Source organism: Candidimonas sp. SYP-B2681, from assembly GCF_003971065.1.
Taxonomy (GTDB): domain Bacteria; phylum Pseudomonadota; class Gammaproteobacteria; order Burkholderiales; family Burkholderiaceae_B; genus Pollutimonas.
Window position 1 is genome coordinate 73678 of the sequence record NZ_RYDV01000006.1, and the last position, 26338, is coordinate 100015.

The following is a 26338-nucleotide window of genomic DNA, read 5'->3' on the forward strand; positions in this document are numbered from 1 at the left end:
CCCAAAGAATACGTGGCCATGGAGCCCTAACCTGCGAGCTCATCGAAATAAATTTCGCCAGCTTTCATCACGAGCGGAATGTGGTCGCCTTGACCGAGTAGGCAATTAATGTCTTTGTACGGGTCGCCATCGACGATAAGCACATCAGCGATGGACCCGACAGTTAACCGGCCAAGCTTGCCTTGCATATTGAGCACTTCCGCACCTATAAGCGTTGCGCTTTGTATGATTTCGAATGGCGACAACACTTCGGCCCGTATACGGAATTCGTCGCTTTGCAAACGATGTGATGGCCCAAGAAGGTCAGATCCGAAACCCATTTTTACGCCGGCACGTTTAAAGATCTCCAGCGACTGTAGCCCAGCAGTGCGTACGGTGGCGACCTTTTCAACGCTGTCTGCGGGCAGGCCGTACAAGGCGCCTTCGGTTGCCAGGGCTTCGTAAGTCACCAGCGTGGGCACAACATAGGCGCCCTTTTCTGCCATAAGCTTCGCCACGCGCTCGTCGATCAGGTTGCCGTGCTCGATAGTTCGTACGCCCATGCGAATGGCCCGTTCAATGGCTTCTGGGGTGTACGAGTGTGCCATGACGTAAGTTTGACGTCCGCGAGCTTCGTCCACGATCGCGCGTATCTCGTCCTCCGAGTACCCGAATGCAGCAATTGGATCGGTGGGAGAAGCGACCCCGCCGGAGGCCATGATCTTGATTTGATCCGCCCCCATCTGGAATTCTTCCCGGACAGCGCGCCGCAGGTTGTCCACACCATCGACCACACGACCAATATCGCCGGCCCTGAAACAACATCCGCAAAAGCTCATTGGGCGCAACTGATCGGAGCGCGGACGAGGGTCGCCGTGGCCGCCTGTCTGGCTTAGCGCGCGACCCGATATGAACAGGCGCGGCCCGACAATCGCTTTCTCTTCGACAGCACATTTCAGGCCCCATCCTGCGCCACCTGCGTCACGAAGAGTGGTAAAGCCACGGCGCAGCATCCCGCTCATGATTGGGACTGACCGCATCATGACAAGCGCGTCAGGCAATACGCCTTGCGTGCTGAGGTTCAGTTGCGTAGCCATCACGTGTCCGTGCAGGTCGATCAAACCAGGCATGATGGTCTTGCCGCCAACGTCTATAACACGCGCATTTGCAACGGAAATCGGCTTGTCGGATACCTCTTTGACTTTACCGTCTTCCACCAGTACATGGTAGCCCTGCAGCAGCTCGGATTGAGTCGGATCCAGCAGTGCCCCATTTTTAAACAGCACAACACTCATCGTATTCTCCAGCAGAGTCAGGTTTTTAGGTCACCATCGTCTTGACGTAGCGACGATGAATTAGCCAACTGGACAGCAAGGCCATGACCAGCGTGGCTGTTACCAGGACCAATGCAAGCGTTGATCCAAACGGCCAGTTCGACGCCTTGGTGATTTGGTCGTACAAGGCTGGGGCCATCATGGTGATGCCAGTTCCGCCCAATAATACGGGGGTCGCATAAGCATTCATGCACAAGATGAACACCAACATTGTCCCGGCCGCCACGCCTGGCGCTGCAATGGGCAGCACGACGCGACGGAAGGTGGTGAAAAAGCCTGCGCCCAGGTTCTGTGCAGCCTCTTCGACCGAAAAATCGATGCCTTCCAGAACGCTTTGCAAAGTAAGAATTAGGTAGGGCAGTACCACGCCCGTCGTTCCTATAATTACAGCAAGTGGCGTGTACATGATCTGTATGGGGTTATTGATTAGTCCCATCCACTGCAAGACAAAATTCACAAAACCAGCATTACCTAGAATAATCATCCAGCCCGCGGCACGAACCACGTTCCCAACCATAAGTGGGAACACAAGAAGAATAATGAACAGACTCTTGTATCGACTTTGTGTCCTAGCCAGGAAATAAGCCACTGGAAAGCCAAGAACCAAAGCCAGGACGGTACATACCAACGCTACGTATAAGGTGTCCAGAAATACATCGCGATAGTAGGGGTCCTGAAAAAACTTGATGTAGTTTTGAACGGTAAAACCTTCCACCATAATGGACGAATCAAAATAGTTGAAGCTGTACCGGAAGAGCATCAAAATAGGTACAAGCATGACCAGCAGAACCATGATGGACGCCGGGAAAGCAAGGCTGCGGCCCAGCCGCGTGCCGTCGCGTACGTTTTTATCGGGTTCAGACATGCAAAATACCCGCCTTATTCAGAGAAAACGACGCAGTCCTCGGGACTGAAACATGCGTGGATGCGGGCACCGGCCATAACTGGCCTACTTGCCGACTCCGCGGTATTGGGTAGCTGGCATCCGATAACATCACCGCCATCCAGGCGAACACGCACATTAATGACGGGGCCTAAATAGACGGCCGATTCCACAATGCCCGGCAGAGCGTTGTGTCCCACGGCCTCGGTTGACAAGGAGACTCGTTCGGGACGCACGCCAACCTTGTTGGTGGATGAGATGGCGCCGTCTACTGTCAGCGCGATGCCATTATCCGTGTTGAAGCGCGATGCTTCAGTCATGCGACCATCGAAGAAATTCATTTTGCCCAGGAAATCAGCCACGAACAAATTGGCAGGTTTCTCGTACAGGAAATTAGGCGGCCCTACTTGCTGCACCTTGCCGTCGTACATAATGGCCATACGATCCGATATGGCCAGCGCCTCTTCTTGATCATGCGTAACGAAAATAGTAGTCAGCCCAAGGTCCCGCTGAAGACTGCGAATTTCTTCACGGACATCGAGCCTGAGCTTGGCGTCCAGGTTGGATAGCGGCTCATCAAGGAGGAACACTTTCGGTTGAATGGCCAAAGCGCGCGCAATGGCAACCCGCTGTTGCTGGCCACCCGATAGCTGACGGGGATAGCGATCACGAAATTGCGTCATGCGTACCATATCGAGTGCGACGCCGATACGCTTGTCGCGCTCCGCCGCGGGAATCTTGCGCATTTGCAAGCCGAACGCCACGTTCTCCGCTACGGTCATATGAGGGAACAACGCGTAACGCTGAAACACCATGCCTGTATTGCGCTTATGCACGGGAACGTGGGTAACGTCGTCGCCGCCGATATATATAGAACCTTCGGTGGGCTCTATGAACCCGGCAATCATTCGTAAGGTGGTGGTTTTGCCACAGCCGCTAGGCCCCAGAAACGCTACCAATTCTCCATCGGCGATATCCAGCGAAAAATCCGAGACGGCCACCGACGGACCAAATTGTTTTTTTAGCCTGTCAATCGAAACTTTTGCCATCGTTAAACCACCTGACTGAGTTTTACGTAACGGTCGGTCACCAGCATGATGATGCCCAACAAGACAATCTGAATTGCAGAGACCGCCGCAATAGTCGGGTCCAGGTTAAATTCAAGGTACTGCATGATGGCGATGGGCAAAGTCGTGCGACCCGGACCCACCAGGGAAAGCGACAGTTCGAGGTTCTCGAACGACACAATGAAACTGAACAAGCACGCCGCAACAATAGCTGGGCGCAGCATAGGCAGGGTAATGCGGACAAAGGCTACGACAGAGCTCGCACCAAGATTACGTGCTGCTTCCTCGATGGAAGGATCCAGCCCTTCCATGCTCGCCGACACCAGCCGCACTGTCCACGGAATCGTCAGGCAAACGTGGGCGATTACAAGACCGCCATACGTACCCACGATGTCCATATCAAGAAAGTTCTCCAGTCGCAAATACGCCAAATAGATGGCGACGCCAGCAACGATGCCAGGAATAAGCAAGGGAGAAAGCAGCAGGGTGTTAACGGGCTTATTGCCCCGGAAGCGAAACCTGATAATGCCTAAGGCCGCCATAACGCCCAGCCCGACACCCACCACAGCAGCTAGGGTAGCAACCTGCAAGCTCGTCAGAAATCCGTTGACGAATGCCGGATGCGTGACCGCCTTCTGATACCAACCCAAGGTGTAACCAGACGGAGGAAAATAAAGAATGGCGTCCTGGAAAAAACTTAGCCACATCACAAAAAAAAGTGGGCTAAGCATGAAGAGATACATCAGCACGACGAAAATTCGGTGCGTCCATCTTCCCCATCGAATTGATGTGCGCCGGCTCACCGTGGGAACGGTGCCGCTAGGCTGTAGAGGCAGACGATTCGAGTCCAAGGTAGTCCTCTGGTGAAGTTGTCCTTATCTAGCGCAGCAAAACTTTGGAACAAAAGCTCGGTTAAGCAGAACCGCAATACTAAAGCAGCTGTACTTGTAGCTCTATGGGGAGATACCCCGAAGGTTTAAGCTGAAATCTGACCGCAGTCAACTGATGCACAATGCAAGCAAGGTCAAGCGCCTTACGCCGCTGACTTCAAGCGTTTCAGCAATACGGGCACGAACAGGAACGCGAAGGCCAGTAACAGGAAGGTTATGGAAATGGGCGTCTCGAACAGAACGGAAACTTTACCTTGCCCCGCCGCCAGTGCTGTCCTGAGCTGATTTTCAGTCAACGGTACGAGGATCATGCCTATCAGTAGCGGTGGAATGGGAAACCCGTAAACCCGCATCGCGTAGCCAACCACACCCAGTCCAGCCATCAAGCCCAGATCGAAAACCGACCCCGATACGCCCCAGATTCCCATCATTGCGAAAACTAGAATGCCAGCATACAACTGTGGCCGAGGGATTTGCAACAGCTTGACCCATATGCCGACCAAAGGCAGATTCAGCACCAACAGCATGACATTGCCGATGTACAGCGATGCGATCAAGCCCCAGACCAGTTCCGGATTGCTGGTGAACAGAAAAGGACCGGGCTGCAGACCATAGTTCTGGAAGGCCGCCAGCAGGATAGCTGCCGTGGCGGACGTCGGCAAACCCAGCGTGAGCAGCGGCACCAAAATGCCGGCGGCGGATGCGTTGTTGGCCGCTTCCGGGCCTGCGACGCCCTCGATCGCCCCTTTACCGAACTCGTCCTTGTGTCGCGACAGCTTTTTCTCGAGCGTGTAGGACAGCATGGTTGGAATTTCAGAACCGCCACCAGGAATTGTGCCGATTGGAAAACCAATGGCCGTGCCTCGTAGCCAGGGCTTCCAGGAGCGGCGCCAATCCTCGCGCGTCATAAAGGCTCGGCCCTTGATGGAAACAATATCCTCTTGCGCGTTTGAGTAGCGGCTCGCCACGTACAGGATTTCCCCCACTGCAAAAAGAGAAACCAGCACAACCGTCAATTCCACGCCCTCGAGCAGCGGCGCAAGACCGAACGTCATGCGCGGCTGCCCGGTCATGGCGTCAATGCCAATCACGCCCAGCGCCAGACCGATGAACAGCGATACAAACCCACGCAGCCGCGACGCGCCCATGACAACCGCCACCGACGTGAACGCCAGAACAGTCAGTGCAAAATAGTCGGCAGGCTTGAGCAAAAAGGCGAGCTCTGCCACCACCGGCGCCGCAAACGTTAACAATAGGGTCGCAATGGTTCCAGCCACAAAGGAACCGATGGCCGCGGTGGCCAATGCCGCTGCGCCCCGGCCCGACCTTGCCATTTTGTTGCCTTCGAGCGCGGTCATCATCGACCCCGCCTCGCCCGGCGTGTTGATCAGGATGGAGGTTGTCGACCCGCCATACATGGCGCCGTACAGCACACCGGCAAACATGATGAAGGCGGACACCGGCCCCACCGATACCGTGACTGGCAATAACAGGGCGATGGTCAGCGCAGGCCCTATACCCGGCAGAATGCCAATGGCCGTTCCCAACACCGACCCTACCAATGCCCACATCAGGTTGGTCGGTGTGAGAGCGACTTCGAAGCCGTGAAGCAACAGCAGCAGTGTATCCATTAGAAACCCGCCAAGGGAAAGAAGCCACCCAATTGCAGCCCCAGCCAGCCGAAAATAAACCAGCAAATGCTGGCCAGCACAAAGCCCACGACAAGATCAAAGACAAGGCGCTTGGAACCAAACGCCCGCGCGACCAGCATGAAGGAAAGCATCGCGGTTACGGGTAAACCGAGGGTTTCAATGGTGAGCGCGGGCACGATGGCGGCCAGCAATGCAGTGAAAAAAGCACGCTTGTCCATGGACTGGCCCGGCACCGCGTTCTCGGCCTCTTCGGGTTCGAAGACCTCGCCACGCGCGATCTGGACCAGCAGCAATACGCCCAAGCCTATCAGCGCCAGGCCAACCACGGCGACGAACATGCCGGGCCCCACGGCTGCATACTGAGCGGTTGCAGCCAGCTCGGTTGAGGCATAAAAGCAGACCGCTCCCATAAGGATTACGGCCAACCCCAACCACCAGGGACCCTTGCGCAACAACGTCATCGACACTCCTTCACGGGTGCTACGTGATTATTTGACTAGGCCGGCGTCTTTGAGCACCTTATTGATGCGGCTGCTTTCACTCTGGATGAATTGACCGAAAGCATCGCCCGGTAGGAAGTAGGCATCCCAACCCTGCTTTTCCAGTACGGCCTGCCACTCCTGGGTTGCGTTCAGTTTGGTGAAGCGCTCGACCCATTCCTTGTGATTGGCTTCAGGCATGTCGACTGAACCCAATATACCGCGCCAGTTGGCGATCTCAACATCGTACCCGGCCTCTTTGAACGTAGGTACATCTTTCAGCCCTTTTAAGCGCTCGGCAGTGGTGACGCCCAATATGCGTATACGGCCTTCCTGGGCAAACTGCTGGAATTCAGAAATACCCGAAATGCCCGCTTTCAGTGTGCCGTTGATGATGCCGATGACCGTATCTGCGCCGCCAGCTTGGGGAATATAGTTCAACGATGCCGCGGGCACACCTGCGCTTTGCGCCAGCAAGGCCAAAGCGATGTGGTCGACACCACCGGCCGAACCACCGCCGACGGCTGACGCACCAGGATTGCTTTTCAGTGCAGCGACGAAATCACCGAGATTCTTGTAGGGCGAGTCTGCTTTGACTGCAAGGACCAGATACTCAGCGGTCAGCCGTGAGACAGGCTTGAATTTGCTGAGGTCGACCGGAGAACGGTTCAGCGTGATGGCGCCCACGGTAATTGCACCGAATACCGCCAGGGCGTCTGGCTTGCCTTTTTGCGAACGCTGAAAATCGGCCAAACCGATCGTACCGCCAGCGCCCCCCTTATTGGTGAAGTTCACAGTACCCGTGTAGATACCCGCCTTGTTCATGGCCTGGAACGCTTGCCGTCCGGTGGAATCCCATCCGCCACCCGGATTGGCCGGCAGCATGACGCTGACCTGCGCATGCGCCGCGCCCGCGCATAGCGCCGTTACAACGGCCAGCGATTTCAGTAACTGACTAACTTTCATTGACGTCTCCTCGGATTCTTTCTGATTATCATCAATCTATATTGACTGTCGGCAGATTAAGCCGCGGCCTATGGACTGTCAATGCGATTTATTTTATTGTCATGTAGGAAAAGGACCGGGTCTAGTCAGCCTTTGCTTGCGTTGACCACGTATTCTGCCACCGCGTTAATTTCCTCGTCGCTTAAGGTGTCCGTGAACGATGGCATGACGCCCACTCCGTCTCGTAGCGCGCGACGCACTTGTTCGAGGTCCGGCTTGAGTTCGTCTAGATTTGGGCCTACAGCGGCGGCTGCGCCGGCATCCGCCAAGGTATGGCATATCGCACATGCAGGCGTTGCCTGCGATTGGAACAAGGCCTTGCCACGCGCCAGCATGGCGGTATCGGGACCACCGGCCATACATGGGCCTGCGACGCCCGCTACCACCAACGCTGCAATACTTACCGCGAATCTCATTACTATCCTTCTACAAAAGGGTTATACGACATCGATCGTAACCATGTGGTCACGCCAGCTGTTGTTCATGTAGCCGCGTTCGTTTTCCTTGCGCGCTTCCGGCTGGGACGTGCCGGCCGCATTGGTGACTCGGCTTGCCAGCGCATAGTTGCCTGGTTTCAGGTCGACGGCCAGCACGAAGCCACGCCATGCATACTTGCCCAAGTCCGGCCCAGTAAGCTGGGCCTGTTGCCAGTCTCTGCCGCCATTAAGGGAAACCTCGACCACCTTGGCTTCACTCATGCCGCCCATTGCAACGCCGCTGATCTGGACACGACCTGCCTTCACCGGCTTGCCAGGATCCGAAGGCAAGGTGATCCAGGATTTTGGGTCCATTTCCCAAATCGAATCGAATTCGGGCGTGGCCTTAATCCCAATGGGCGAGTTTCGGTAGCTGCTTTGCTGAATCTTGGCGGTGGACTGTTCATTGGTGAAGGCGACGTGTTTGACGTACTTGACGTTATTGACCCCAGCATATCCAGGCACAATAACTCGCAACGGGCCGCCATGGGCCAGTGGCAGCGGTTCGCCGTTAATTTCCCACGCAAGAATGGCGTCTTCAATGCCGGCCACCGGCACCGAGCGCTCTACCATGATGGTCTTGGGATCCAGTCCGGGGGGAATTTCCTCGCCGCCGGTGCTAGTCATATAGACCATGCCGTCGGCCATGCCGCCTGTGGCCTCAAGCACCGCCTTGAGGGGAACGCCAGTAAAAATGACGCAGCCGGCGGCGCCTACCGTCCATTGCGTGCCGCTGGGCTTATGCTTGAAAAAACCTCGGCCATTGCCGGAACACTGCAACACCGTCGCGATCGAAACCAGGCCGAGCGACTTCAGTTCGGCCACGGTAAAGGTGCGCGGAGATTTCACACCACTGACCTCGACCTTCCAGGCATCTGGATCCTTCATGATGTCTTCGGATGGCGGCGAAATATTGTTCCGTATATAAAGCCTGTCCAGCGGGGTGATGCCGCTTGACCCGAAGGCATTGCGGCGCGTCTCGATGGTGTTGGCGCTGTGGACGATCATGCTGTCCGCATCTTTCCATTTAGCGTACGCAGGCAAGGGCTTGGCGTTAGATACCGGGCCCGGCGACGATTTGCTTGCCGGCTCGGTCGAGTCGGCCAATGCCAGCCCACTGCCCAAGCCGGCCCAGGCCACTGCACCACTTGCAGTGATAAGCAGGCGCCGACGCGTGACGTCCGTCGTTTTTTTCATGATGGTCTCCTGATTTTGGCGGAAAGATAAGCGCTTGTTTTTATGGCTTCTCGCTATGAGCTTATAACCTACAACTATTATGTCGACAACAGGTTATAACGCCGTGTAGCAGTCTTTTTGTTAAATTATGGAGAATTCGGCGGTGCCGATAGCAGGAAATTACCATACCCAGGCTGCACGCCGGTGCTAATATTCCCGATGCCCGCAAGACGCCATCCTGCCAACGCCACGCAACGCCTGATCTCATGTCAATCCAAGCACAACCACCCTATTTGCGTACGCTGTATATCGGCGCCTTTATCGTGCTGCTATCTCTGGGGGTACGCGCCACGTTCGGTTTATTCATGCAACCAATGGGGCTGGAGCATGGCTGGGGACGCGACGTCTTTTCGTTGGCCTTTGCCATTCAGAATATCGTTTGGGGCGTAGGCGCTATTTTTATGGGTATGCTGGCGGACCGCTACGGGGCTGGTCGCACCATTGCGCTGGGCGCAGTGTTGTATGTGCTGGGCATGGTCGGGATGCGTTTATCTACCGATGAAATGTCCTTATACCTGACGGCGGGCGTCATCGTAGGGCTAGGCCAAGCTGGCACGACATTCCCAGTGATCCTGCCCGTAGTGGCGCGCGCGGTCCCACCGGCCTATCGCAGCACGGCCATGGGTATCGCCAGCGCGGGCGGCTCTTTGGGCCAGTTCGCCGTCGTGCCAACCGGTCAACTGCTGATCTCCACCATGGATTGGACTGGTGCCTTATGGGTACTTTCAATATTCGTTGCAGCCGGTTTGCCTTTGGCGGCGTTCCTGAAGGGCCGGCCCGACGCCGGCGTTGTCACACATAGCCTGGGCGGCGCGATACGGCAAGCACTTGCCCATCCCTCCTTTCATTTCCTGTTCTGGAGCTATGCTGTTTGCGGTTTCCATACCGCTTTCATTACGCTGCACCTGCCCGCCTACCTCGCCGATGGCGGCCTGACCGCTGCGCATGGCGCCACCGCTATCGCCCTGATTGGCCTCTTCAACGTTGCGGGGTGCATTTATGCGGGCAAGCTGGGCGGGCGCTACAGCAAGAAGACCCTGCTGGCGGCCGTGTACTTTTTGCGGGCATTCGGCATCATTTTTCTGCTCGCCGTTCCGCTGACGCCCATGGTCGCTTATGTGTTCGCCGCGTGGATGGGCTTGTTCTGGCTGGGTACAGTACCGCTAACCCAGGGCCTGATCGGCCAGATCTATGGCTTCCGGTACGCCGCCACCCTTTCGGGGATTGCCTTTCTGGGGCATCAAGTCGGCAGCTTTATCGGCGTTTGGATGGGTGGCTATGTCTACCAAGCCACAGGCGGTTATACAATGGTTTGGTGGACCGGTATTGTGCTGGCCGTCGTTGCGGCGCTGCTATGCCTGCCCATCAAGGAACACACGCTTACTAGTCCGGCAGCGGCCTGACGCCACCTAATCAGACGGTAACGCATATGCCCACGAGCCATTACAGCAGCAGTACCGAGACTACGGTGAAACCCATCCGCCGCTTGCGGCTGGGGCGCATCGCCGGCTGGCTGGCGCTCGCGGCGGTGTTGGCCTTGTCTTTCGTGGGATACCTTACACCGCAGATGCAAGTGCAGTGGGCCAATTTCATGTCGCTGTGCGGGTTCTAAGACCCTGCGGCTTTACCTTCCTCGACTGCCTTTTTCAAGTCCTCATCGGATAAAAGTCGCACGTCGGGATCTGCGGTGCCTCCTTGCGCAGGGGTGAAGTGCAACTTCTCCATGTAGGGCGTTGGTTTTTTCCTACGATAGTCTATGAACTCTTTCGCATAATAGTTTCGAGCTTCCGTGACGCTTTTCGCGCCCGTGGCGATGTCATGCATGAGGTTCAGTGCAAGACAGTTAGCCTGCTCATCATGGCAGCGCGCTGACACTTCACCCGTAGTGCGGTTAACCACCACACTGCCGTCAAATGCGGCGACATCATTGATTTTGTCGACGGGAAAACGGTAATCAATGACTGACTCGACGGAATCCAGATGCGTGGTGGGAAAGTTATGCTCGTGTACTCGTTTATACGCGACGATACGTTTCCACGGTCCGGGCTTATGCCAGATCACCACCGAATCCGTAACTTCATCAGGCTCCCCGTATTGGTCAACCACCAACTGTGCGGCTTCCCTGGCATCTTCCGGCCAGTTCTGTATAGATGCTGATATTTGCTTTGCAGACATAAAGTCCCTCCGAAATAGTTTGGGGAACTCGTTATGCAGCAACTTGCGGACCGGCAGAGGGAGATCCACTCTTAATACCACGGCTTGCCTTTCGGCGGCCAATGCAATACAGCGGGCGCATTGCACGCCCGCCGCCAAAACGACTTACTTCTGGATGTTGCGTTCTTTGATGATCCTGCCCCACTTGTCGAACTCTTTCTTAATGAAAGCGGCAAATTCCTGGCGCGTGGTAGGTTGTGGCGTCATGCCGAATTCGGTCAATTTCTTCTCCACTTCGGGGTCCTTCAAGACCTTAACGATTTCCTCGTTCCAGCGGTCAAGAATGGCTTCCGGCGTTTTGCCGGGAGCAACGAACGCATACCAGTTCAAGGCCTCGAATCCGGGGTAGCCTGATTCTGCGACCGTGGGTATATTCGGCAGGTAGGCAGGCCGTTTCACGCCAGTGGTGGCCAGGGGAATGAGCCTGTCAGTTTCCACGTATGGCATGGCGGTGGGCGGTGCGGAGAAGTAAGACATTACCCGTTCGCCCAACAGATCTTGCATCGCTTGCGCACCGCCCTTGTAGGGTACGTGCACCATGTTGACGTCAGCTTCCATGTTCAGTAGTTCGCCCGCCATATGCGACGCGGCTCCGAAACCGGACGAAGCAAAGTCGACTTTTTCGGGTGCCGTCTTAGCCAGATCCAGAAATTCCTTCAGCGTCTTGACGCCAGCCGCTTTGTGGACCACCAAAACGTTGGGAAAGTTTACGCCGCCAGAAATAGGTACCAGATCCTTGAAGGGGTCATAAGTCACTTCCATCAGGTGCGGAGAAATGGTCAGCGGTCCGACCGAGCCCAGCAGCAGCATGCTGCCGTCGTTGGGCCCGTTGGCGACGAATTGATGGGCAATATTGCCCCCAGCGCCGGGTTTGTTGATAACGGCCACCGAGCGGCCAGTATTGTGCGCCAGCCTCTCCGCAATCAGACGGGCAGACGTGTCGGCCGCCCCGCCTGCCACAAAGCCCACAACCAAAGAAATCGGTCTGTTAGGCAATTCCTGGGCTGCGTGAGCCACCGTTACCAATAATGCGCCTGCAGATAGCATCAGGCCGCTCATCAGCTTATTAAATTTCATGGAAGGTCTCCTCGCGTTAAAGGTACCGTCAGTCAGCGCCGGGCTGTACTGAGCCGGGTTATCTATTTGTTGGCCGTAATGTAATCGCCTTTCCATTCTCCCGCTACGGGACATTAAGCCATAGCCCTTCACAATTAGTGAACACCTGGATCGCCGACTAACGCATCAGCGTTGCGCCCGGCCAGAGGCCTTCGGCAACCAGGGAGCGCATGACATCAATAAGTACGACGCGCGCCGCCAGACCGGCTGGAGAAAGCTGGTCATCGGACAGGCTTGCCACGAGATTGCGGCGCACCATCCTGTCGTGCAGCAAGGGGATACGCAGCAACTGTTTGTCGCTGGCCCGCACCACCGCCGCCCCAGGCTGTATGGTGGCGGCCAGGCCTGCATGCACAATGTCCATCAGCATGGACAGGCCGTCGACCTCGGCGACGACATTGGGTTCGTGGCCATGATGGAAAAAGGCCGCATTCACAATGACCCTCAGGCCATGCGACCCTGTGGGCAGGACCAATGGCAGGTCTACGATGTCATTCAACGATAGATCGCCGGTGTCGGGCAGAGGGTACCGCGCAGGGTGTGCCACGACAAATAATTGTTCGGTGAGCATGGGCAACAAGGTCCAGCCCTGATGGCTTCCGGCATGAAACAGCACGGCAAGGTCCAGTTGGCGCCGGCCCAACATCTGCGACAAATTTCCCGATAGGCTTTCAACCAAGTGCAGGCGTACGTCTGGGTAACGGGATTGCATGGCCCGCAACAATGGCACCCCCAGCACAGACGCGGTGGTTGGCGCCATACCTATCGACACATGCCCTGCAAGCCTCGCCGCCTGGGCGGCCTGCACGGCATTGGCGGCATGTCGCAGCACCAGCTCCGCCTCCTGGCAAAGCGCCATGCCTGCGGCAGTGGGCACCACGCCGGTTGAGGTACGTTGCAATAGACGGGTACTGAGCTCGCTTTCCAGCCGGCTGATTTGTTGGCTGAGGGCGGACGTAACGACGCCCAGGTCCCGTGCGGCGCGGCCCATGCTGCCCAGTTCGACAACCCGCACAAAGTAACGCAACTGACGAAGTTCCATGTCGGCAGGCGCTCAACGAGAGTTTAAGGACGTAATCATGGACCGGATTGTAGCCACGGTTCGCCATGTAGTGATGCCGAGGCAGAATCCGGAGGGCACTAGGTGTTGATGACGTGGAAGAAATACTGCGGTTGACCATACGCAAACAAATTCACTCTGCTGCACGATTCCCCACCAATCCGGCAAGCGATATCTTGCAAGGTCAAATGCGCCCCTCTTCCAGCCCATGACAAGCCGCTACGCCATTGCCATACGAACGCGTGGCCGGCGCTTCGATGCGGCAACGGTCATTGGCTTGAAGGCAGCGCGGGTGGAAAGTGCAACCTGAAGGAGGGTTTAGTGGGTTGGGTACCTCCCCCCCGACCGGGACGCGGGCGCGACCTGCGCCGGTCAGGTCGGGAATGGCCCCCAACAGCATGCGCGTATAAGGATGGCGTGGGTTCGCAAACAATTCGTCTCGCGTGGCGACTTCCACCAGCCGGCCCAAGTACATCACTCCGATTCGATCGGCCACGTGATGAACGACTGCCAGGTTATGCGAAATGAATAGATAAGTCAGCCCCAGGTCGCGTTGCAAGTCCTTCATCAAATTTAGTACCTGCGCCTGTACGGACACGTCAAGGGCGGATGTGGGCTCGTCGCAAACCAGGAATTCGGGCCCCAACGCAAGCGCCCGCGCAATCGAAATACGCTGCCGCTGCCCGCCCGAAAACTGGTGGGGATAGCGGTTTTGGTCGTTGGGGTCCAGGCCTACCTGGTTTAGGAGCTCGTCTACCTTGCTGCGTTGCTGGGCGGCCGTCATGCGGGTGTGCGTGGCCAGGGGCTCGGCGATGATACGCCCGACGCGCCACCGCGGGTTCAGACTGGCATATGGGTCCTGGAAGATCATTTGCAGCCGTTTACGCATCGCATGGCGGGCTTTACGGCTCATCGTCTCGACCGCCTGGCCGTCGAACTCGATGCTGCCGCGGGTAGGCTGATACAAGCCCGCCAGCAGCCTGGCAATCGTCGACTTGCCGCATCCCGATTCGCCCACCAGCGCCAGTGTCTCGCCTCTATTGATGTGAAACGACACGCCGTCAACCGCACGCAGCGTGACGCGCGGTCGGCGGTGAATGACGCGGTCCAGCCATGGAATGGACACGTCGAACCAGCGCGCGGCATCGTTGACCTGTATCAGTGGTTGTTCGGCCAGCCTCATGGACGCTCCTGCGCATGTAGCCAACAGGCGGCGCGGCTGGCGTTCGCGGGAAAAAGCTCGGGTCGCTCCAAGGTGCAGCGCGGCGTGGTGAACGTGCACCGCGGATGGAAGGCGCAGCCCGAGGGGATGGCGTTAAGTCGCGGCATGCTGCCGTCGATCTGAACGAGTCGTTCTATATTCTTATCCAGCACGGGGATAGACCCCATCAGACCCGCAGTGTATGGGTGTTGCGGGTGGCGGATAACGCTGGCCACGGGCCCAATCTCGACGATACGCCCTGCATACATGACGGCCACACGGTCGGCTGTCTCGGCAATGACGCCCATGTCGTGCGTGATGAGCATGACCGAAGCGCCCTGCGACTTACACAGCGCCTTAAGCAAGTCGATGATCTGTGCTTGTATGGATACGTCCAGCGCCGTGGTGGGCTCGTCTGCCACGATAAGCTTGGGCTCGGCGGCAAGGGCCAGCGCAATCACAACCCGCTGGCGCATGCCGCCCGAGAACTGATGCGGGTAATGGTCGATGCGTTCGCGCGCCGCAGGGATGCCCGTGGATTCCAGCAATTCAATGGCGCGCCCGCGCGCCTGCTTTTGCGATAGCGGCAGGTGCGTGACTATTGTCTCGGTAAGCTGCTGACCTATGGAGTACAAAGGATTGAGCGAAGTCAGCGGGTCCTGGAAAATGGCCCCGATTTCGCGCCCGCGTAAACGGCGCATCTGGTCGTCAGGCAGGTTGTCGATGCGCTTGCCATTCAACCGGATTTCGCCGCCCGAGATCCGTCCTGGAGGATCAAGCAACCCGATGATAGACGCGCCGGTAAGCGACTTTCCTGCGCCCGACTCGCCCACCACGCCCAGGATTTCGCCTTGCGCAATGGAAAAGCTAACGTCTTGCAAGGCCTTGAGCGTGCCCCGTCGACTGGGAAACTCGACGTTCAGATTTCTTACTTCAAGAAGTTCGGTCATGCCCCTGCCCGTTCAATTCAGCTTGGGGTTGAGTGCATCGCGCAGCCAATCGCCCAGCAGGTTGACCGACAGCACCAGCAACACCAGCATCATGCCGGGGAAGATCGTGATCCACCACTCGCCGGAAAAGAGGAAGTCGTTGCCAATACGTATGAGTGTGCCTAAGGATGGCGAGGTCGGCGGCACCCCTACCCCAAGGAAGGAGAGCGTGGCTTCGGTAATGATAGCCGTTGCCAGATGCACGGTAGCCAGCACTAGCACTGGCCCCACGACGTTGGGCAGCACATGGCGGAAGATGATAACCAGCGGCGCGACGCCGATCACGCGCGCCGCCTGTACGTATTCGCGGCCTTTTTCGACCATGGCCAGGCCGCGAACGGTGCGCGCATACTGCGGCCAACCAGCCAGTGCGATGGCCCCCACCAACACTGGGAAGGCCAATACGTCATGCAGTTCGCGCGGCATGGCGGCGCGGGCGACGCCATCGATCAGCAGGGCAATGAGGATCGCCGGGAAAGACAACTGCACGTCGGCCACTCGCATGATGAACGCATCGATACGGCCGCCCGCATAGCCAGCCAACAAGCCCAGGCATATGCCAGCGATCAGCGCCAATGCGACAGACGCCAGGCCGATAAGCAGGGAAACCCGGGTGCCGTAGAGCAACGCGGAATAGAGGTCGCGGCCCTGGCTGTCGGTCCCCAGGCGGAACGTCCATTGCCCACTTTCCATCCATACAGGTGGCAACAAGGCATTGAGCAGCTCGACCGTGGTCAGATCGAACGGGTTGTGCGGTGCCACCCACTGCGCACCGAACGCTCCGACCAAAAGCAGGACGAAAAGCACAGTAGACAGCCAGGCAACAGGCGTATGACGCCACGACCATGCCAAATCGCTGTCAGACCAGCGTTTCAATATCGCTATCATCAATGGCCTCCAGGGCGTCCCAGACTGATACGCAGTCGGGGATCGACCACGAAGTAAAGCAGGTCGACGACGAGGTTGATGCACACAAATACCAGCGCGATCAGGCAAAGATAGGCCGCCATGACGGGCACATCAGCAAACTGCACGGCCTGGATGAAAAGCAAGCCCATGCCGGGCCACTGAAAGACAGTTTCGGTGACGATCGCAAACGCGATAATGCCACCCAACTGCAAGCCGGTAATCGTAATGACAGGAACGAGCGTGTTCTTGAGCGCATGGCCGAAATGGATGGCACGTTTGCGCAAGCCCCGGGCATGCGCGAACTTGATGTAGTCGGTGCGCAGGACCTCGAGCATTTCAGACCGTACCAGCCGCAATATCAGCGTAAGTTGAAACAGCGACAGCGTAATGGCGGGTAAGACAAGGTGCTTCCAGCCATCGACAGTAAGCAGGCCCGTGCTCCACCACCCCAGCTTTACCACCTCGCCACGTCCGTAGCTCGGCAGCCAGCCTAGCATCACGGAAAACACGAGGATCAGCAGTATGCCTATCAGGAAGGTAGGCAACGATACACCCAGCAGCGAGATCGAAAGTATGATCTGCGACCCTTTGCCTTTACGCCGCAGCGCGGTATACACCCCCAGAGGCAGCCCGATAACGAGCGCCAGCACGGCGGCCGCCACCGAAAGCTCCACGGTTGCGGGTAAGCGGTCACTTAGCAGTTCAGACACCTTCTGGCTCTGGCGCAGCGACAGCCCAAAATCGCCCCGCGCCGCGTTGGCGATAAAGTAAGCAAATTGAACGGGCGCGGAACGATCCAGCCCAAGGCCCTGGCGCAGCTCGATCCGGTCCTGATCGGTAGCGTCCTGCCCAAGCATGATGGTGACTGGGTCCCCGATATAACGGAACAGAACGAAGGCCAGCAAGGCGACTGTCAGCATGACAGCCACCGCCTGGATCATGCGACGCAAAATAAAGGGCAGCACGATGGATTAATCTATCGTCACCCAATCGGCAGTCAAGCGGTTATCGGCGCGGTGCACGACATTGACATTCTTTGCCATGGCCCAAGGGATGACCTGGTCATGGAGTGGAATATGACCGAATTCGCTGGCGTGAACTTGCAGCACTTTCTGTATGGCCGCATCACGCTTGGCTGGGTCGGTCTCGATTTTGATCTGCTTGATCAAGTTGTCGGCTTCGGGGTTGGCGTAGCCGCCGAAGTTAAACGAGCCGTCGGCCCCTTCACCTTTGCTGTGGATCAGGCTTTGCAAGGTATATAAGGCGTCGAAGGTGGGCACGCCCCAGCCAAACAGGTAGGCGCTGGTGTCGAACGATTGCACTTTGGGGAAGTAGGTGGCGCGCGGCATGGCGTTAAGCGCAGCCTTGACGCCAACCTTGGCCCACATGCCCACGACGGCTTGGCAAATGGCCTCATCGTTGATGTAGCGGTTGTTCGGGCAATCCAGGGTGAAGTCGATACTGTTCTCGTAGCCGGCTTCTTTAAGCAGCTTGCGGGCCTTTTCGACATCGTAGGAAACGCGCTCGGCAAGGTCTTTCGACCAACCATGCACTTGTGGGGCGATCATGGTGCCGGTGGGCGACGATGAGTTGCGCATCACAGCCTTCTTGATGGCCTCGACGTCAATGGCCCGGTAAAGCGCTTCACGCACGCGTACATCGGCAAAGGGGTTTTTGCCCTTGACGCTGGAATACTTCAATTCCTGGCTTTTTTGGTCCAGACCAAGGTAAATGGTGCGGTATTCATTTCCTTCGACCACTTTCGCCTGCTGCTTGATGCGGGCCAGGTCTTGTGCTGGAGGGTCGAGGATGAAATCGATCTCGCCGGACAACAAGGCCGCCGTGCGCGTTGCGTTTTGCTTGATCGGCGTATAGACGACTTCGGTCACATTGCCGACCTTATTGGCCTTGCCCCACCAGTCGACGTTCTCGGCGAATACCGTGCGTACGTCGACTTCGCGAGACTTAAGCGTGTATGCCCCGGTGCCATTGGCATTACGTGCCGAAAACGTTTCTTGCTTCTTGGAAAAGTCCTGCGGCGCTGTGGCGTTGTTTTTATCGGCCCAGGCGCGGCTCATGATGAATACATTTGTTAGCTGGCGCAACAAGACCGGGTTAGGCCCGCCTGTAATCACTTCGACGGTGCTGTCGTCCACTTGCCTAACGTCGGTAATGCCATTGACGTACGCCTTGAAATTGGACGTTGGCGACAGGGCGCGCTTGATTGAAAACACCACGTCGTCTGCTGTAAACGGGGTGCCGTCATGAAACTTGACGCCTTCCCGTAGCGTGAAGCGCCACGTGGTGGGCGCGGACTGTTCCCAGGAAAGGGCAAGGCCCGGGCTTAGCTTGAAGTCTTTGTCGTAGGCAACCAGCGTATCGTATACATAGCTTGACGCCGCGATGGTCAGGCCCTCGTTCTGCGCGTGCGGATCCAGCGTGAGGATATCGCCCTGACTCGCCCAGCGCAGGGTTTTAGCTTGGCCCATCACGGGCACGGCAAGAGCAGTGGCGAGCGCGGCGGCAAGTACGGTTTTATGCATGGAATCCACCTAAAAGGTAACTAAAATTTACCCGATAGTGCCTCTACGCTAAGGTACACGTCAAACCCTCTTTCGCCCCATTTACGGATTGCGGTTATATGACTATAGACCCGCTATAAGGCTTACTAAATCGCAGCTTCACATGCGCACAAATATTTACAGCGCGGCGCGGACGATGCCGGCCCGCCCTTTCCTACTGACCATCCGCTGAAAACCTATGCGCGATCATTGCCGGCTCCCCTTCCTTCACCGTTAGTTGCAGTCGTTTGGCAGGCAAATCGCCATTGACGATGCGTATCTCGTATGTGCCCGGCATTAACGTCAATGATCTGAGCGGCGGCGATACGCCCCGTGTAGCACCATTGACGAACACTTCGCCCCAAGGACGCACATTGACCCCTACCTTAACGGCGTTGGGCTTTGGTTCCGCTTGGCGTTTTGTGGATTTCTCGGATCGTGGAACTGCTTTCGTTCGGTCCGTCGCCGTGGCGTCGGTACGCGTTCCCGCTTGCATCCCGCCATTTACTGAAAGTCTTGGTTCGGTCAGCTTAGCGGAGGCGTTCGCGGCCGACGCCTGCGCGGGTGGCGTAGTAGCGACCGCAACCGGACCGCTTTGCGCGGAATAGGAAACCGCGCCATCCACGGAATCGGAAACGATATCGCCGAGCGCGTCGAACGTCAGATCTGGCTTGGAGTTGACCAGCGGGTCAGACGTTTTGTTGGCCGTCGAACTCACTGGAGGACTCTCCTTGGCTCCGGTACGCGGGCCGTTGGTGGCGCCTGCGATAGTCGCGAGCTTGGATTCAGAGCGGGAATCGCTTGCGCGGTTGGACGCCGTCGACGCGGCAACCTGCGCACTCTTCGGGGAGCTTACGGAGTCAGCGTCGTGCCCGCCAACGGTCTGCCACGCCACAATGCAAAACACCGCAACGATCGCCAGCGCCACGGGTACTCGCCACCGAAACGAACGGGTGTTGTCTGGCCGGTGCGTGAGCGTGTTGTGCTCGTTGCTGCAAGCCATTGGCAATACCGCAGGATTTTCGTCGCTCGCCGCAGGAGCCCCCGTCGTCGTCGCGCCGGCATCGATAACCGGTATGCCGGAGACGTCGGCCGCGCGTATTCCCAGGGCGAATTCATCAAGACTCTGTTGCCGGGCTCGCACGTCGAGCGAGAGGCCGCGCGCGATGGCGGCCTGGAACGACGTCGCGAACCGGCGGTCGACATCTTCGTCAAAGGTGATCTCTGAGCCTTCCACCATGCGTGACACGGCGTTGGGTGGAGCCTCGCCGACGGCAAGCGCGTATGCCAGGGCGCTTAAGCCATAGACATCTGTCCATGGCCCCACCGGCCAATTGGCCTCGCCCTTATACTGTTCGAACGCCACATAGCCGCCGGGCAGCACGCCGAACAGTCGGTCGTCGCTGCCAAGCGGCCCAGGCACGCTGGGATCCAGCGACAGCCTACCCTTGTGGTCCACGACGATATGCTGGGGCGACATATGTCCGAAAACCTTTCCTTCACTATGCAGGGGTCGCAAGGCTTCGCATAGTGATAGCAAAATGGCCTTCACGCGGATTTCGTCGATCGAGCCCCGCTTGCGCCAAGCGTCGGTCTCTAATAAAGTCCGCCCATCTGCAAACTCGTTTTGCATCGTCACTAATATCCCCGCATCTGTAAATGTAGCTTATCGAAACCTTCGCGGCACACCAGCATCGAGGGAAATCAGGGGCCCGAGCGGGGCGCGGCTCGTGTCACGATAAAAAAAGTCGCCGCTTGCGGAAAGTTTCCATATTAGCCTCGCCACGACTTCCCATTCATTAGAACAAAAGGCATTTTGCCCGACTAAATTAAACACAATATAGAAGTCAAATCAACGGCTGGCACGCGCGATTCCTGAAGTAACATTCCAACAACTTAGACACCCGTTGGGATATGCCTTGTCGACGCTTGAATTCGCGACATACGCGGACAGTAGGATCAGGCCCCTTTTCTTGTTACACCAACCACTAAGACCGGAATCTCCATATGAAGCTTTACGTGGCGCTTGTTGGCATTGCAACCTGCCTGAACCTTGTGAGCTGTGCTCAGCGCCCTATTGACGGTCCTGCCGTAACGCGAGCGCAAAGCCAGGCCATTGAGGAGGTTCGGCTAGCCTATGAGGCAGGACGTTACGCCGAGGTGGCGCAACGTGTAGGGCTATCAGTAGATCTGCAAACAGCTCCTCCCGCGCTTCACCTCGAAGCCCTTAAGCTGCAAGCGTTCAGCTATTGTCTGCTGAATGATACTGGGCGCTGTAAACAAAGCTTCAACCGCCTATTGAATCGCTATCCAACTTTTGATCTTGCAGCCGCCGAGCGCCAGCACCCGATGTGGGGACCCGTCTTCCAACAGGCGAAGGTTGACGCCGGGAAATAACCGACATAAGAATTATTGCGCTCAATAAGGCCGAACCCGCACAGCGGCAGCCACATCCCACCACGGCACATGACCCCTTTATAAAGCCTTCTCGATGGACCGTACGTAAACGTTAGACAGTGCGAAATTCGATATGCAGAGCGCCGAAAGCACAACCGCGGTTCTCCTACATGCGTATTGCGGAGCGCTCAGTATGCGGACATCCTGGCCGCGGATCGGCGCCGCAGCATCCTGTCGCTCCAGCGGAACATGCGCCCCATGGCCGCCAAGGTCCACCCAAGCGGGCCTAGAATAAATCGCAGCAACAACATGATGGGCGTCAGTACCAGGGTCCAGCCCACGACTTGCACCAAACCCACCGGCAGGCCGAGCTTTTCGGCCGTGTATCCGAAAAAGGAATTAATAACGCTGGGGTGGCGGATTGCGATATAGGCCAGCACAGCGGGTGCACCATACTTCACCACTCTTGCGCCGATCGCACTGCCGCGCCACAGACCTGCCCCAAGCGCTGCCGAACGCTCGGAAAAGCTAAGCGACCGGCCACCCGCGGCAGCACCTTTGCCCATTCGAAGCACCTTGAGCGCGCTGACACCGATTGCCACATCGAGCGCTGCCCAGCCTACGTCGCTAACGGCGATGGTCTCGTCGCGGCGAAACTTGCTTTCCAGCCCTCTGACTCCGCCCGCAAAGAAGCTATTGATTCCTTCGAGAACCCGTTCTGTCTGAACCCAGCCGACTTCGCCTTTAGGGCTTATCACGAACTGGCCAAGGAAATCATAGCCGTCTGCCTTAATGAACTGAATTGCATAGTTGCCGCGTTCTTCGCTCGACAGCGCCCCGTTCGCAACGGCTTGGCCGGGCTCCTTATCGTTCCACAACCCGCGGATCGCATTCAGCGCCGATTGGGATGTCTCGCTTACGCCGCGCATCACTTCCAGGGTCAAAACCTCGTGCGTCGTGAAGTAATGGATGGGTAGGGTGATGTCCTCCCCGTACGTGCGCAGCACTTCGCGAAAATTTTGATGCTCGCCATACGTCAGAAAAATAGGTCTTGCTAGATCGGGATAACGTAGAAGTGCGAGCCGCGCCTTCGCCAGCAACACGGGATCGTCGGTATACGAAAGGAAAAGGGCCTGGATTTCTGCCGTCTCGCCGGTCAGTTCGTCCGCCATTTCCGGCATCGTCTGTGCCACTTGCAGATTCAGCAATTGCGCTTCTAAAGGCTTCGGTTTGTACAGACCAGTGATCAAAAGCGCAGCGAGCAGCGCAAGCAGGATGGCCACGACTAGAGTTTTCATTGGACGAGCCCGATAGTGTGCACGCGAAGACACTCACTGTAGCAGAGGACCAAATAATTGACATCAAGAATGGCGGTCCCTAGAATGCTCGTCTAAAACAGAATAGACATTCTTTCAAACAGAACAACTATATTGGCGCTGCAAACTTCCAGCGCACCATAACACTTGTTTCAGGATTTTCACACCATGCCCATTACACCAACCATAACGGCATCGATTCGCATCGCGGATTTCATGGAGACATATTCATGGGAGGCACTTCCGACGCGGATTCAAGATGAATCACAACGCGCGCTGCTCAACTATCTGGCCTGCACGATCAGAGGCGCCATTACCCCATCCGCGGACGCTGCCGTTCGGGGCATTAAATCGCTCGACACAGCGGCAGACACGCCGATCGCCGGTCGCACAGAACACTGCGGCTTATCCAATGCCGCCTTGTTGGGAGCATTAAACGCTTCCGCGCATACTTTTGATGACACTCATCTGGCAACCATTACCCACCCGACCGCCCCCGTCGCTTCTGCGTGCCTGGCGACAGCTCATCGGCTTTCACGCACGAAACGCCCCGTAACGGGAACTCGGCTTCTGGCGGCGATCGCAGCGGGCATAGAATTGCAATGCCGCATCAGCAACGCCATCCGTTCAGACGGGACCGCCGACATGGGGTGGTACATCACCGGCCTGTCGGGCGGCATTGGAACGGCGATCGCCGTCGGGCATTTGCTCGGGCTCGATCACGAGTCTATGGTGTCAGCGGTTGGCTTGGCCGCAACCCAGGCTTGCGGGCTGCGCGCCACACACGGCAGTATGGCCATCGCTTTTGTACCGGCGGTTGCCTCACGCAACGGCGTGGATGCGGCCTTCCTGGCGGAGGCTGGCTTGACATGCTCGCCCATTGCCATTGACGGTCGCAACGGACTTCTGCAAGTTTTGTCCAGCGGGGCAGACTCGACCATGATTACGGAGGGGCTCGGTTCGCGCTTTGAGTTGTTGAACAATGCCTATAAGCCCTACCCATGCGGAATTGTGATTCATCCATCGATCGACGGTTGCCTCCAGATCGTCAATGAACACCCGATCGTTCCTGAAGAGATTGACCGCATTGCGGTCGATGTGCACCCTGACGCCATGACCCTTACCTGGCGGCGGCTACCCGAAACGGAACTCGACGCCCAGGTGAGCCTGTTTCATTGGATAGCAGCAGTCACGGTCTTCCGCGCAGCAGGTATCCCCGAGGGCAGCCTTCGAGCCATCGAGGACACGCGGGTGCGAGATCTGCAGAACCGAATCGACGTGAATATCGATCTCACGCTTGGCGATAATCAGGCCCGTGTAAGCATGATCATGAAAGACGGGCGCCGCTTCAGCACCGAGGTCGAGAACGCCACGGGCAGCATTAGCAACCCCATGACCACCGACCAACTGATCGAAAAATTCCGTACGCTCGCCGATCCTGTGCTTGGCACGGCGCGACAGCACGAAACGTTGCGCCTTTGGACGGACTTGCCGCAAGCAAGCGATGCCGCAAATCTTCTGACTAGCACAGCGCTCGCATAAAGATAGCAAACCGTAAACGATCAAACACGACTACCAGAATCCATAACAAAGACAGGAGCATCAAATGAAACGTAGCAAGCGCCAAACCGCGCGCCGGCATGCCGTCAAAGCGCTGGCCTATTTATCTTTAGGGCCGGCGCTGTACCTGGCGCCAACGCTTGTGCAAGCGGCCGAATTTCCAAGCCAGCCAATCACACTGATCGTAGGATTTTCGCCGGGCGGGTCAAACGATATCACCGCCAGAGCCATTGCAGAGCCTCTGTCCAAAAAGCTGGGTGTCCCGGTCGTTGTAGAAAACAAGGTCGGTGCTTCCGGAATGATTGCGACCAACGACGTAGCCCGTTCGAAGGCGGATGGGCACACCCTCATGGTCACCAGCGCGAGTCCTCTGGTCATCACGCCGCATACCCAGGGCAAAACGCCCTACGACTCCCTGAAAGACTTCCAACCGGTCAGTCTGATCGGGATCACACCTGAAACCATGGCGATCAACCCACGCGTTGCCGCCACCAATTTGAAAGAACTCGTCGACGCAGCCCGCAAGGGGCAAATCAGTATTGCATCGTCTGGCACGGGCGGGCTACCCCACCTTACTATCGAGCTATTCCGCAGTGCTGCGGGCGGCCAGGTGATTCATGTTCCCTATAAAGGAGCGAGCCCGGCCGTGGCGGACACCCTTGCCGGACACGTCGACGCCATCGTCGTCGATCTGCCCGCTGTCTATAAACAAATACAGGCTGGCAGCCTCAAAGGTATTGCCATGGCGAACGATAAACGATCGGAATTCCTGCCAGACCTGCCAACGAGCGGCGAACAAGGCATGCCATCGTTTGTAGGAGTGAACTGGATTGGTCTTATTGGCCCCAAGGGCATGCCAGCCAGCACGACCCAAAAACTTCATGAAGCGGTGCTTGAGGCCGTTCAAGACCCTAAGGTTAAGGCAACGCTTGCCTCTGCCGCCGTAGAAGTCGCGACGAACAAAGCGCCCAAGGAATTCGGTCAGTTCATCAACGCAGAATACGAGAAATGGGGCAAAATCGTAAAGGACGCCGGAATTAATACGGCCCAATAGGCCAGCAGTAAAAAAAAGCCGGGCATTGTCAATCGACGATGCCCGGCTTTTTTTCCAAGGGCTATGTCAAGGAAAAGCCCATGCTGCGGCAATGATAATAAAGCCCACCATCCTGAACAATCAGCAATAAGGCCTCATTATCCGTCGGGTTGTGATGGGAATGCATGGCAGCGGCTGGCGTCAGGAAGGTTGCGTATTGCGACCACTCAACCTTGCAGCCGTCGACCATCGAATAGCTTTCCGAACACTCCAATACCAATGAGATTGCTGCGGAATTATGGCGATGGGGAATCTGGAAATCGTTCGGGGGTATGGAGTTGAACGCCAGAGTGAATGCTGGCGATATCGTTCCCCGATCCGTAACGTCGGTTCCCAGCATTACCGAACGGGCCTGCTTGCCATTGCGGCGCGTGTGAGTCATTGCCTCATTCAGCGCTTCTCTCATGGCCTTGCTGGTGTAATGGGTTGGACGCAGGGGGGACTCATCGAAAGGCAAGGGTTGTAGATTCTCAAACTCTAGCAACGGCTCGTTGGTACACAGCCATAAGACCGCCCCTTCTTCGGAGATGGCCTCGTGAACCTCTTCGGCGCCGCCTGGCAATAAAAAGACATCGCCTTGCGACCACGCAATGCATTCGCCGTGAACTCGCGTAGTTCCCGCGCCTTTTATGACGTAGTAGATTTCCGTGCTGGCCCGATGTCGCACGACTAGCGGTTTGGACGCAGCAAGCCGCAAGTAGGAGGCGAGCATGAGCGGAGCCGTGGCCGGGCCCTTGCTGCCAATAAAGCCGCGTAGATCGCAAAGAATCTCTTGCGAATCCGTAGCACACTGCATGGCAGCGTCGCGCTCATCCTCAAAAATATGCGGCGGAATCTCTGACACCTTCACATTGAAGGCGTCGTCGACATTGAAAAAACGGGATCGCTCTTGATACGGAGTTATCGCAGAATTAGTCATAA

25 protein-coding genes are annotated in these 26338 nt (G+C 57.1%); 5 read left to right on the forward strand and 20 right to left on the reverse strand.

All coding sequences use genetic code 11. From position 1 onward, the window contains the following. Positions 1 to 26 precede the first annotated feature (26 nt). The 9 genes from EKL30_RS13225 to EKL30_RS13265 all read right to left on the reverse strand — a co-directional run bounded on the left by EKL30_RS13225 (position 27) and on the right by EKL30_RS13265 (position 8962). Positions 27 to 1274, reverse strand: coding sequence for an amidohydrolase family protein (locus tag EKL30_RS13225; protein ID WP_126707708.1), 1248 nt, complete (start codon positions 1272 to 1274; stop codon positions 27 to 29). A 25-nt stretch (positions 1275 to 1299) separates the two neighbouring features. Beyond that, positions 1300 to 2178 (reverse strand): ABC transporter permease, encoded by an 879-nt coding sequence (locus tag EKL30_RS13230; RefSeq protein WP_126707709.1) that lies wholly within the window; start codon positions 2176 to 2178, stop codon positions 1300 to 1302. Positions 2179 to 2192: 14 nt separating this feature from the next. Beyond that, complete coding sequence (locus EKL30_RS13235) at positions 2193 to 3245, reverse strand: ABC transporter ATP-binding protein (protein WP_126707710.1); 1053 nt, start codon at positions 3243 to 3245, stop codon at positions 2193 to 2195. A 2-nt stretch (positions 3246 to 3247) separates the two neighbouring features. Further along, positions 3248 to 3994 carry an ABC transporter permease gene (locus tag EKL30_RS13240; protein ID WP_233583101.1) on the reverse strand — a complete coding sequence of 249 codons (747 nt, stop codon included), beginning with the start codon at positions 3992 to 3994 and terminating at the stop codon, positions 3248 to 3250. 302 nt (positions 3995 to 4296) lie between these two features. Beyond that, positions 4297 to 5784: a tripartite tricarboxylate transporter permease gene (locus tag EKL30_RS13245; RefSeq protein WP_126707711.1), complete on the reverse strand. Its 1488-nt coding sequence runs from the start codon at positions 5782 to 5784 to the stop codon at positions 4297 to 4299. After that, complete coding sequence (locus EKL30_RS13250) at positions 5784 to 6266, reverse strand: tripartite tricarboxylate transporter TctB family protein (RefSeq protein WP_126707712.1); 483 nt, start codon at positions 6264 to 6266, stop codon at positions 5784 to 5786. The genes EKL30_RS13245 and EKL30_RS13250 overlap by 1 nt, the downstream gene beginning before the upstream one ends. Before the next feature lie 27 nt (positions 6267 to 6293). Continuing rightward, complete coding sequence (locus tag EKL30_RS13255) at positions 6294 to 7250, reverse strand: tripartite tricarboxylate transporter substrate binding protein (protein WP_126707713.1); 957 nt, start codon at positions 7248 to 7250, stop codon at positions 6294 to 6296. Between the two features lie 125 nt (positions 7251 to 7375). Next, positions 7376 to 7705 carry a cytochrome c gene (locus EKL30_RS13260; protein WP_126707714.1) on the reverse strand — a complete coding sequence of 110 codons (330 nt, stop codon included), beginning with the start codon at positions 7703 to 7705 and terminating at the stop codon, positions 7376 to 7378. A gap of 21 nt (positions 7706 to 7726) precedes the next feature. Further along, complete coding sequence (locus tag EKL30_RS13265) at positions 7727 to 8962, reverse strand: sulfite oxidase (RefSeq protein WP_126707715.1); 1236 nt, start codon at positions 8960 to 8962, stop codon at positions 7727 to 7729. 245 nt (positions 8963 to 9207) lie between these two features. On the opposite strand from EKL30_RS13265, the gene EKL30_RS13270 reads away from it, so the two are divergent. Together EKL30_RS13270 and EKL30_RS13275 are read left to right on the forward strand one after the other, a co-directional pair. Then, on the forward strand, positions 9208 to 10404 hold the full coding sequence (locus EKL30_RS13270; RefSeq protein ID WP_126707716.1) for an MFS transporter: 1197 nt from the start codon (positions 9208 to 9210) through the stop codon (positions 10402 to 10404). A 26-nt stretch (positions 10405 to 10430) separates the two neighbouring features. Continuing rightward, a complete protein-coding gene (locus tag EKL30_RS13275; RefSeq protein WP_126707717.1) occupies positions 10431 to 10613 on the forward strand; it encodes a hypothetical protein in 183 nt (60 codons plus the stop codon). Here the strand turns inward: EKL30_RS13275 and EKL30_RS13280 are convergent. The 9 genes from EKL30_RS13280 to EKL30_RS13320 all read right to left on the reverse strand — a co-directional run bounded on the left by EKL30_RS13280 (position 10610) and on the right by EKL30_RS13320 (position 20690). Then, positions 10610 to 11176: a hypothetical protein gene (locus EKL30_RS13280; RefSeq protein WP_126707718.1), complete on the reverse strand. Its 567-nt coding sequence runs from the start codon at positions 11174 to 11176 to the stop codon at positions 10610 to 10612. The two genes, EKL30_RS13275 and EKL30_RS13280, sit on opposite strands and share 4 nt — an antisense overlap. A gap of 144 nt (positions 11177 to 11320) precedes the next feature. Next, entirely contained in the window at positions 11321 to 12292 is a 972-nt protein-coding gene (locus EKL30_RS13285; protein WP_126707719.1) for a tripartite tricarboxylate transporter substrate binding protein, read from the reverse strand. A 157-nt stretch (positions 12293 to 12449) separates the two neighbouring features. Beyond that, positions 12450 to 13373: a LysR family transcriptional regulator gene (locus EKL30_RS13290; RefSeq protein ID WP_126707720.1), complete on the reverse strand. Its 924-nt coding sequence runs from the start codon at positions 13371 to 13373 to the stop codon at positions 12450 to 12452. Positions 13374 to 13575: 202 nt separating this feature from the next. Next, on the reverse strand, positions 13576 to 14574 hold the full coding sequence (locus EKL30_RS13295) for an ABC transporter ATP-binding protein (protein ID WP_126707721.1): 999 nt from the start codon (positions 14572 to 14574) through the stop codon (positions 13576 to 13578). Then, entirely contained in the window at positions 14571 to 15542 is a 972-nt protein-coding gene (locus EKL30_RS13300) for an ABC transporter ATP-binding protein (protein ID WP_126707722.1), read from the reverse strand. The genes EKL30_RS13295 and EKL30_RS13300 overlap by 4 nt, the downstream gene beginning before the upstream one ends. 12 nt (positions 15543 to 15554) lie before the next feature. After that, positions 15555 to 16469: an ABC transporter permease gene (locus tag EKL30_RS13305; RefSeq protein ID WP_126707723.1), complete on the reverse strand. Its 915-nt coding sequence runs from the start codon at positions 16467 to 16469 to the stop codon at positions 15555 to 15557. Continuing rightward, entirely contained in the window at positions 16469 to 17455 is a 987-nt protein-coding gene (locus EKL30_RS13310; protein ID WP_126707724.1) for an ABC transporter permease, read from the reverse strand. Before EKL30_RS13310 ends, EKL30_RS13305 begins: the two co-directional genes overlap by 1 nt. A 6-nt stretch (positions 17456 to 17461) precedes the next feature. After that, positions 17462 to 19033, reverse strand: coding sequence for an ABC transporter substrate-binding protein (locus EKL30_RS13315; RefSeq protein ID WP_126707725.1), 1572 nt, complete (start codon positions 19031 to 19033; stop codon positions 17462 to 17464). A gap of 193 nt (positions 19034 to 19226) precedes the next feature. Beyond that, positions 19227 to 20690, reverse strand: coding sequence for a hypothetical protein (locus tag EKL30_RS13320; protein ID WP_126707726.1), 1464 nt, complete (start codon positions 20688 to 20690; stop codon positions 19227 to 19229). A gap of 368 nt (positions 20691 to 21058) precedes the next feature. Between EKL30_RS13320 and EKL30_RS13325 the strand changes: the two genes are divergently transcribed. Continuing rightward, positions 21059 to 21448: a TssQ family T6SS-associated lipoprotein gene (locus tag EKL30_RS13325; protein WP_126707727.1), complete on the forward strand. Its 390-nt coding sequence runs from the start codon at positions 21059 to 21061 to the stop codon at positions 21446 to 21448. 188 nt (positions 21449 to 21636) lie between these two features. Here the strand turns inward: EKL30_RS13325 and EKL30_RS13330 are convergent, their stop codons facing one another. After that, positions 21637 to 22746: a hypothetical protein gene (locus EKL30_RS13330; RefSeq protein ID WP_126707728.1), complete on the reverse strand. Its 1110-nt coding sequence runs from the start codon at positions 22744 to 22746 to the stop codon at positions 21637 to 21639. A gap of 186 nt (positions 22747 to 22932) precedes the next feature. Between EKL30_RS13330 and EKL30_RS13335 the strand changes: the two genes are divergently transcribed. Continuing rightward, complete coding sequence (locus EKL30_RS13335) at positions 22933 to 24306, forward strand: MmgE/PrpD family protein (protein ID WP_126707729.1); 1374 nt, start codon at positions 22933 to 22935, stop codon at positions 24304 to 24306. Between the two features lie 64 nt (positions 24307 to 24370). After that, the gene (locus tag EKL30_RS13340; protein WP_126707730.1) at positions 24371 to 25378 is read left to right on the forward strand and encodes a tripartite tricarboxylate transporter substrate binding protein; all 1008 of its coding nucleotides are present in this window, start codon (positions 24371 to 24373) and stop codon (positions 25376 to 25378) included. 61 nt (positions 25379 to 25439) lie between these two features. Here EKL30_RS13340 and EKL30_RS13345 read toward each other — a convergent pair whose 3' ends face one another. Further along, positions 25440 to 26336, reverse strand: a complete 897-nt coding sequence (locus tag EKL30_RS13345; protein ID WP_126707731.1) for a cupin domain-containing protein — start codon at positions 26334 to 26336, stop codon at positions 25440 to 25442. Between the last annotated feature and the right edge of the window lie 2 nt (positions 26337 to 26338).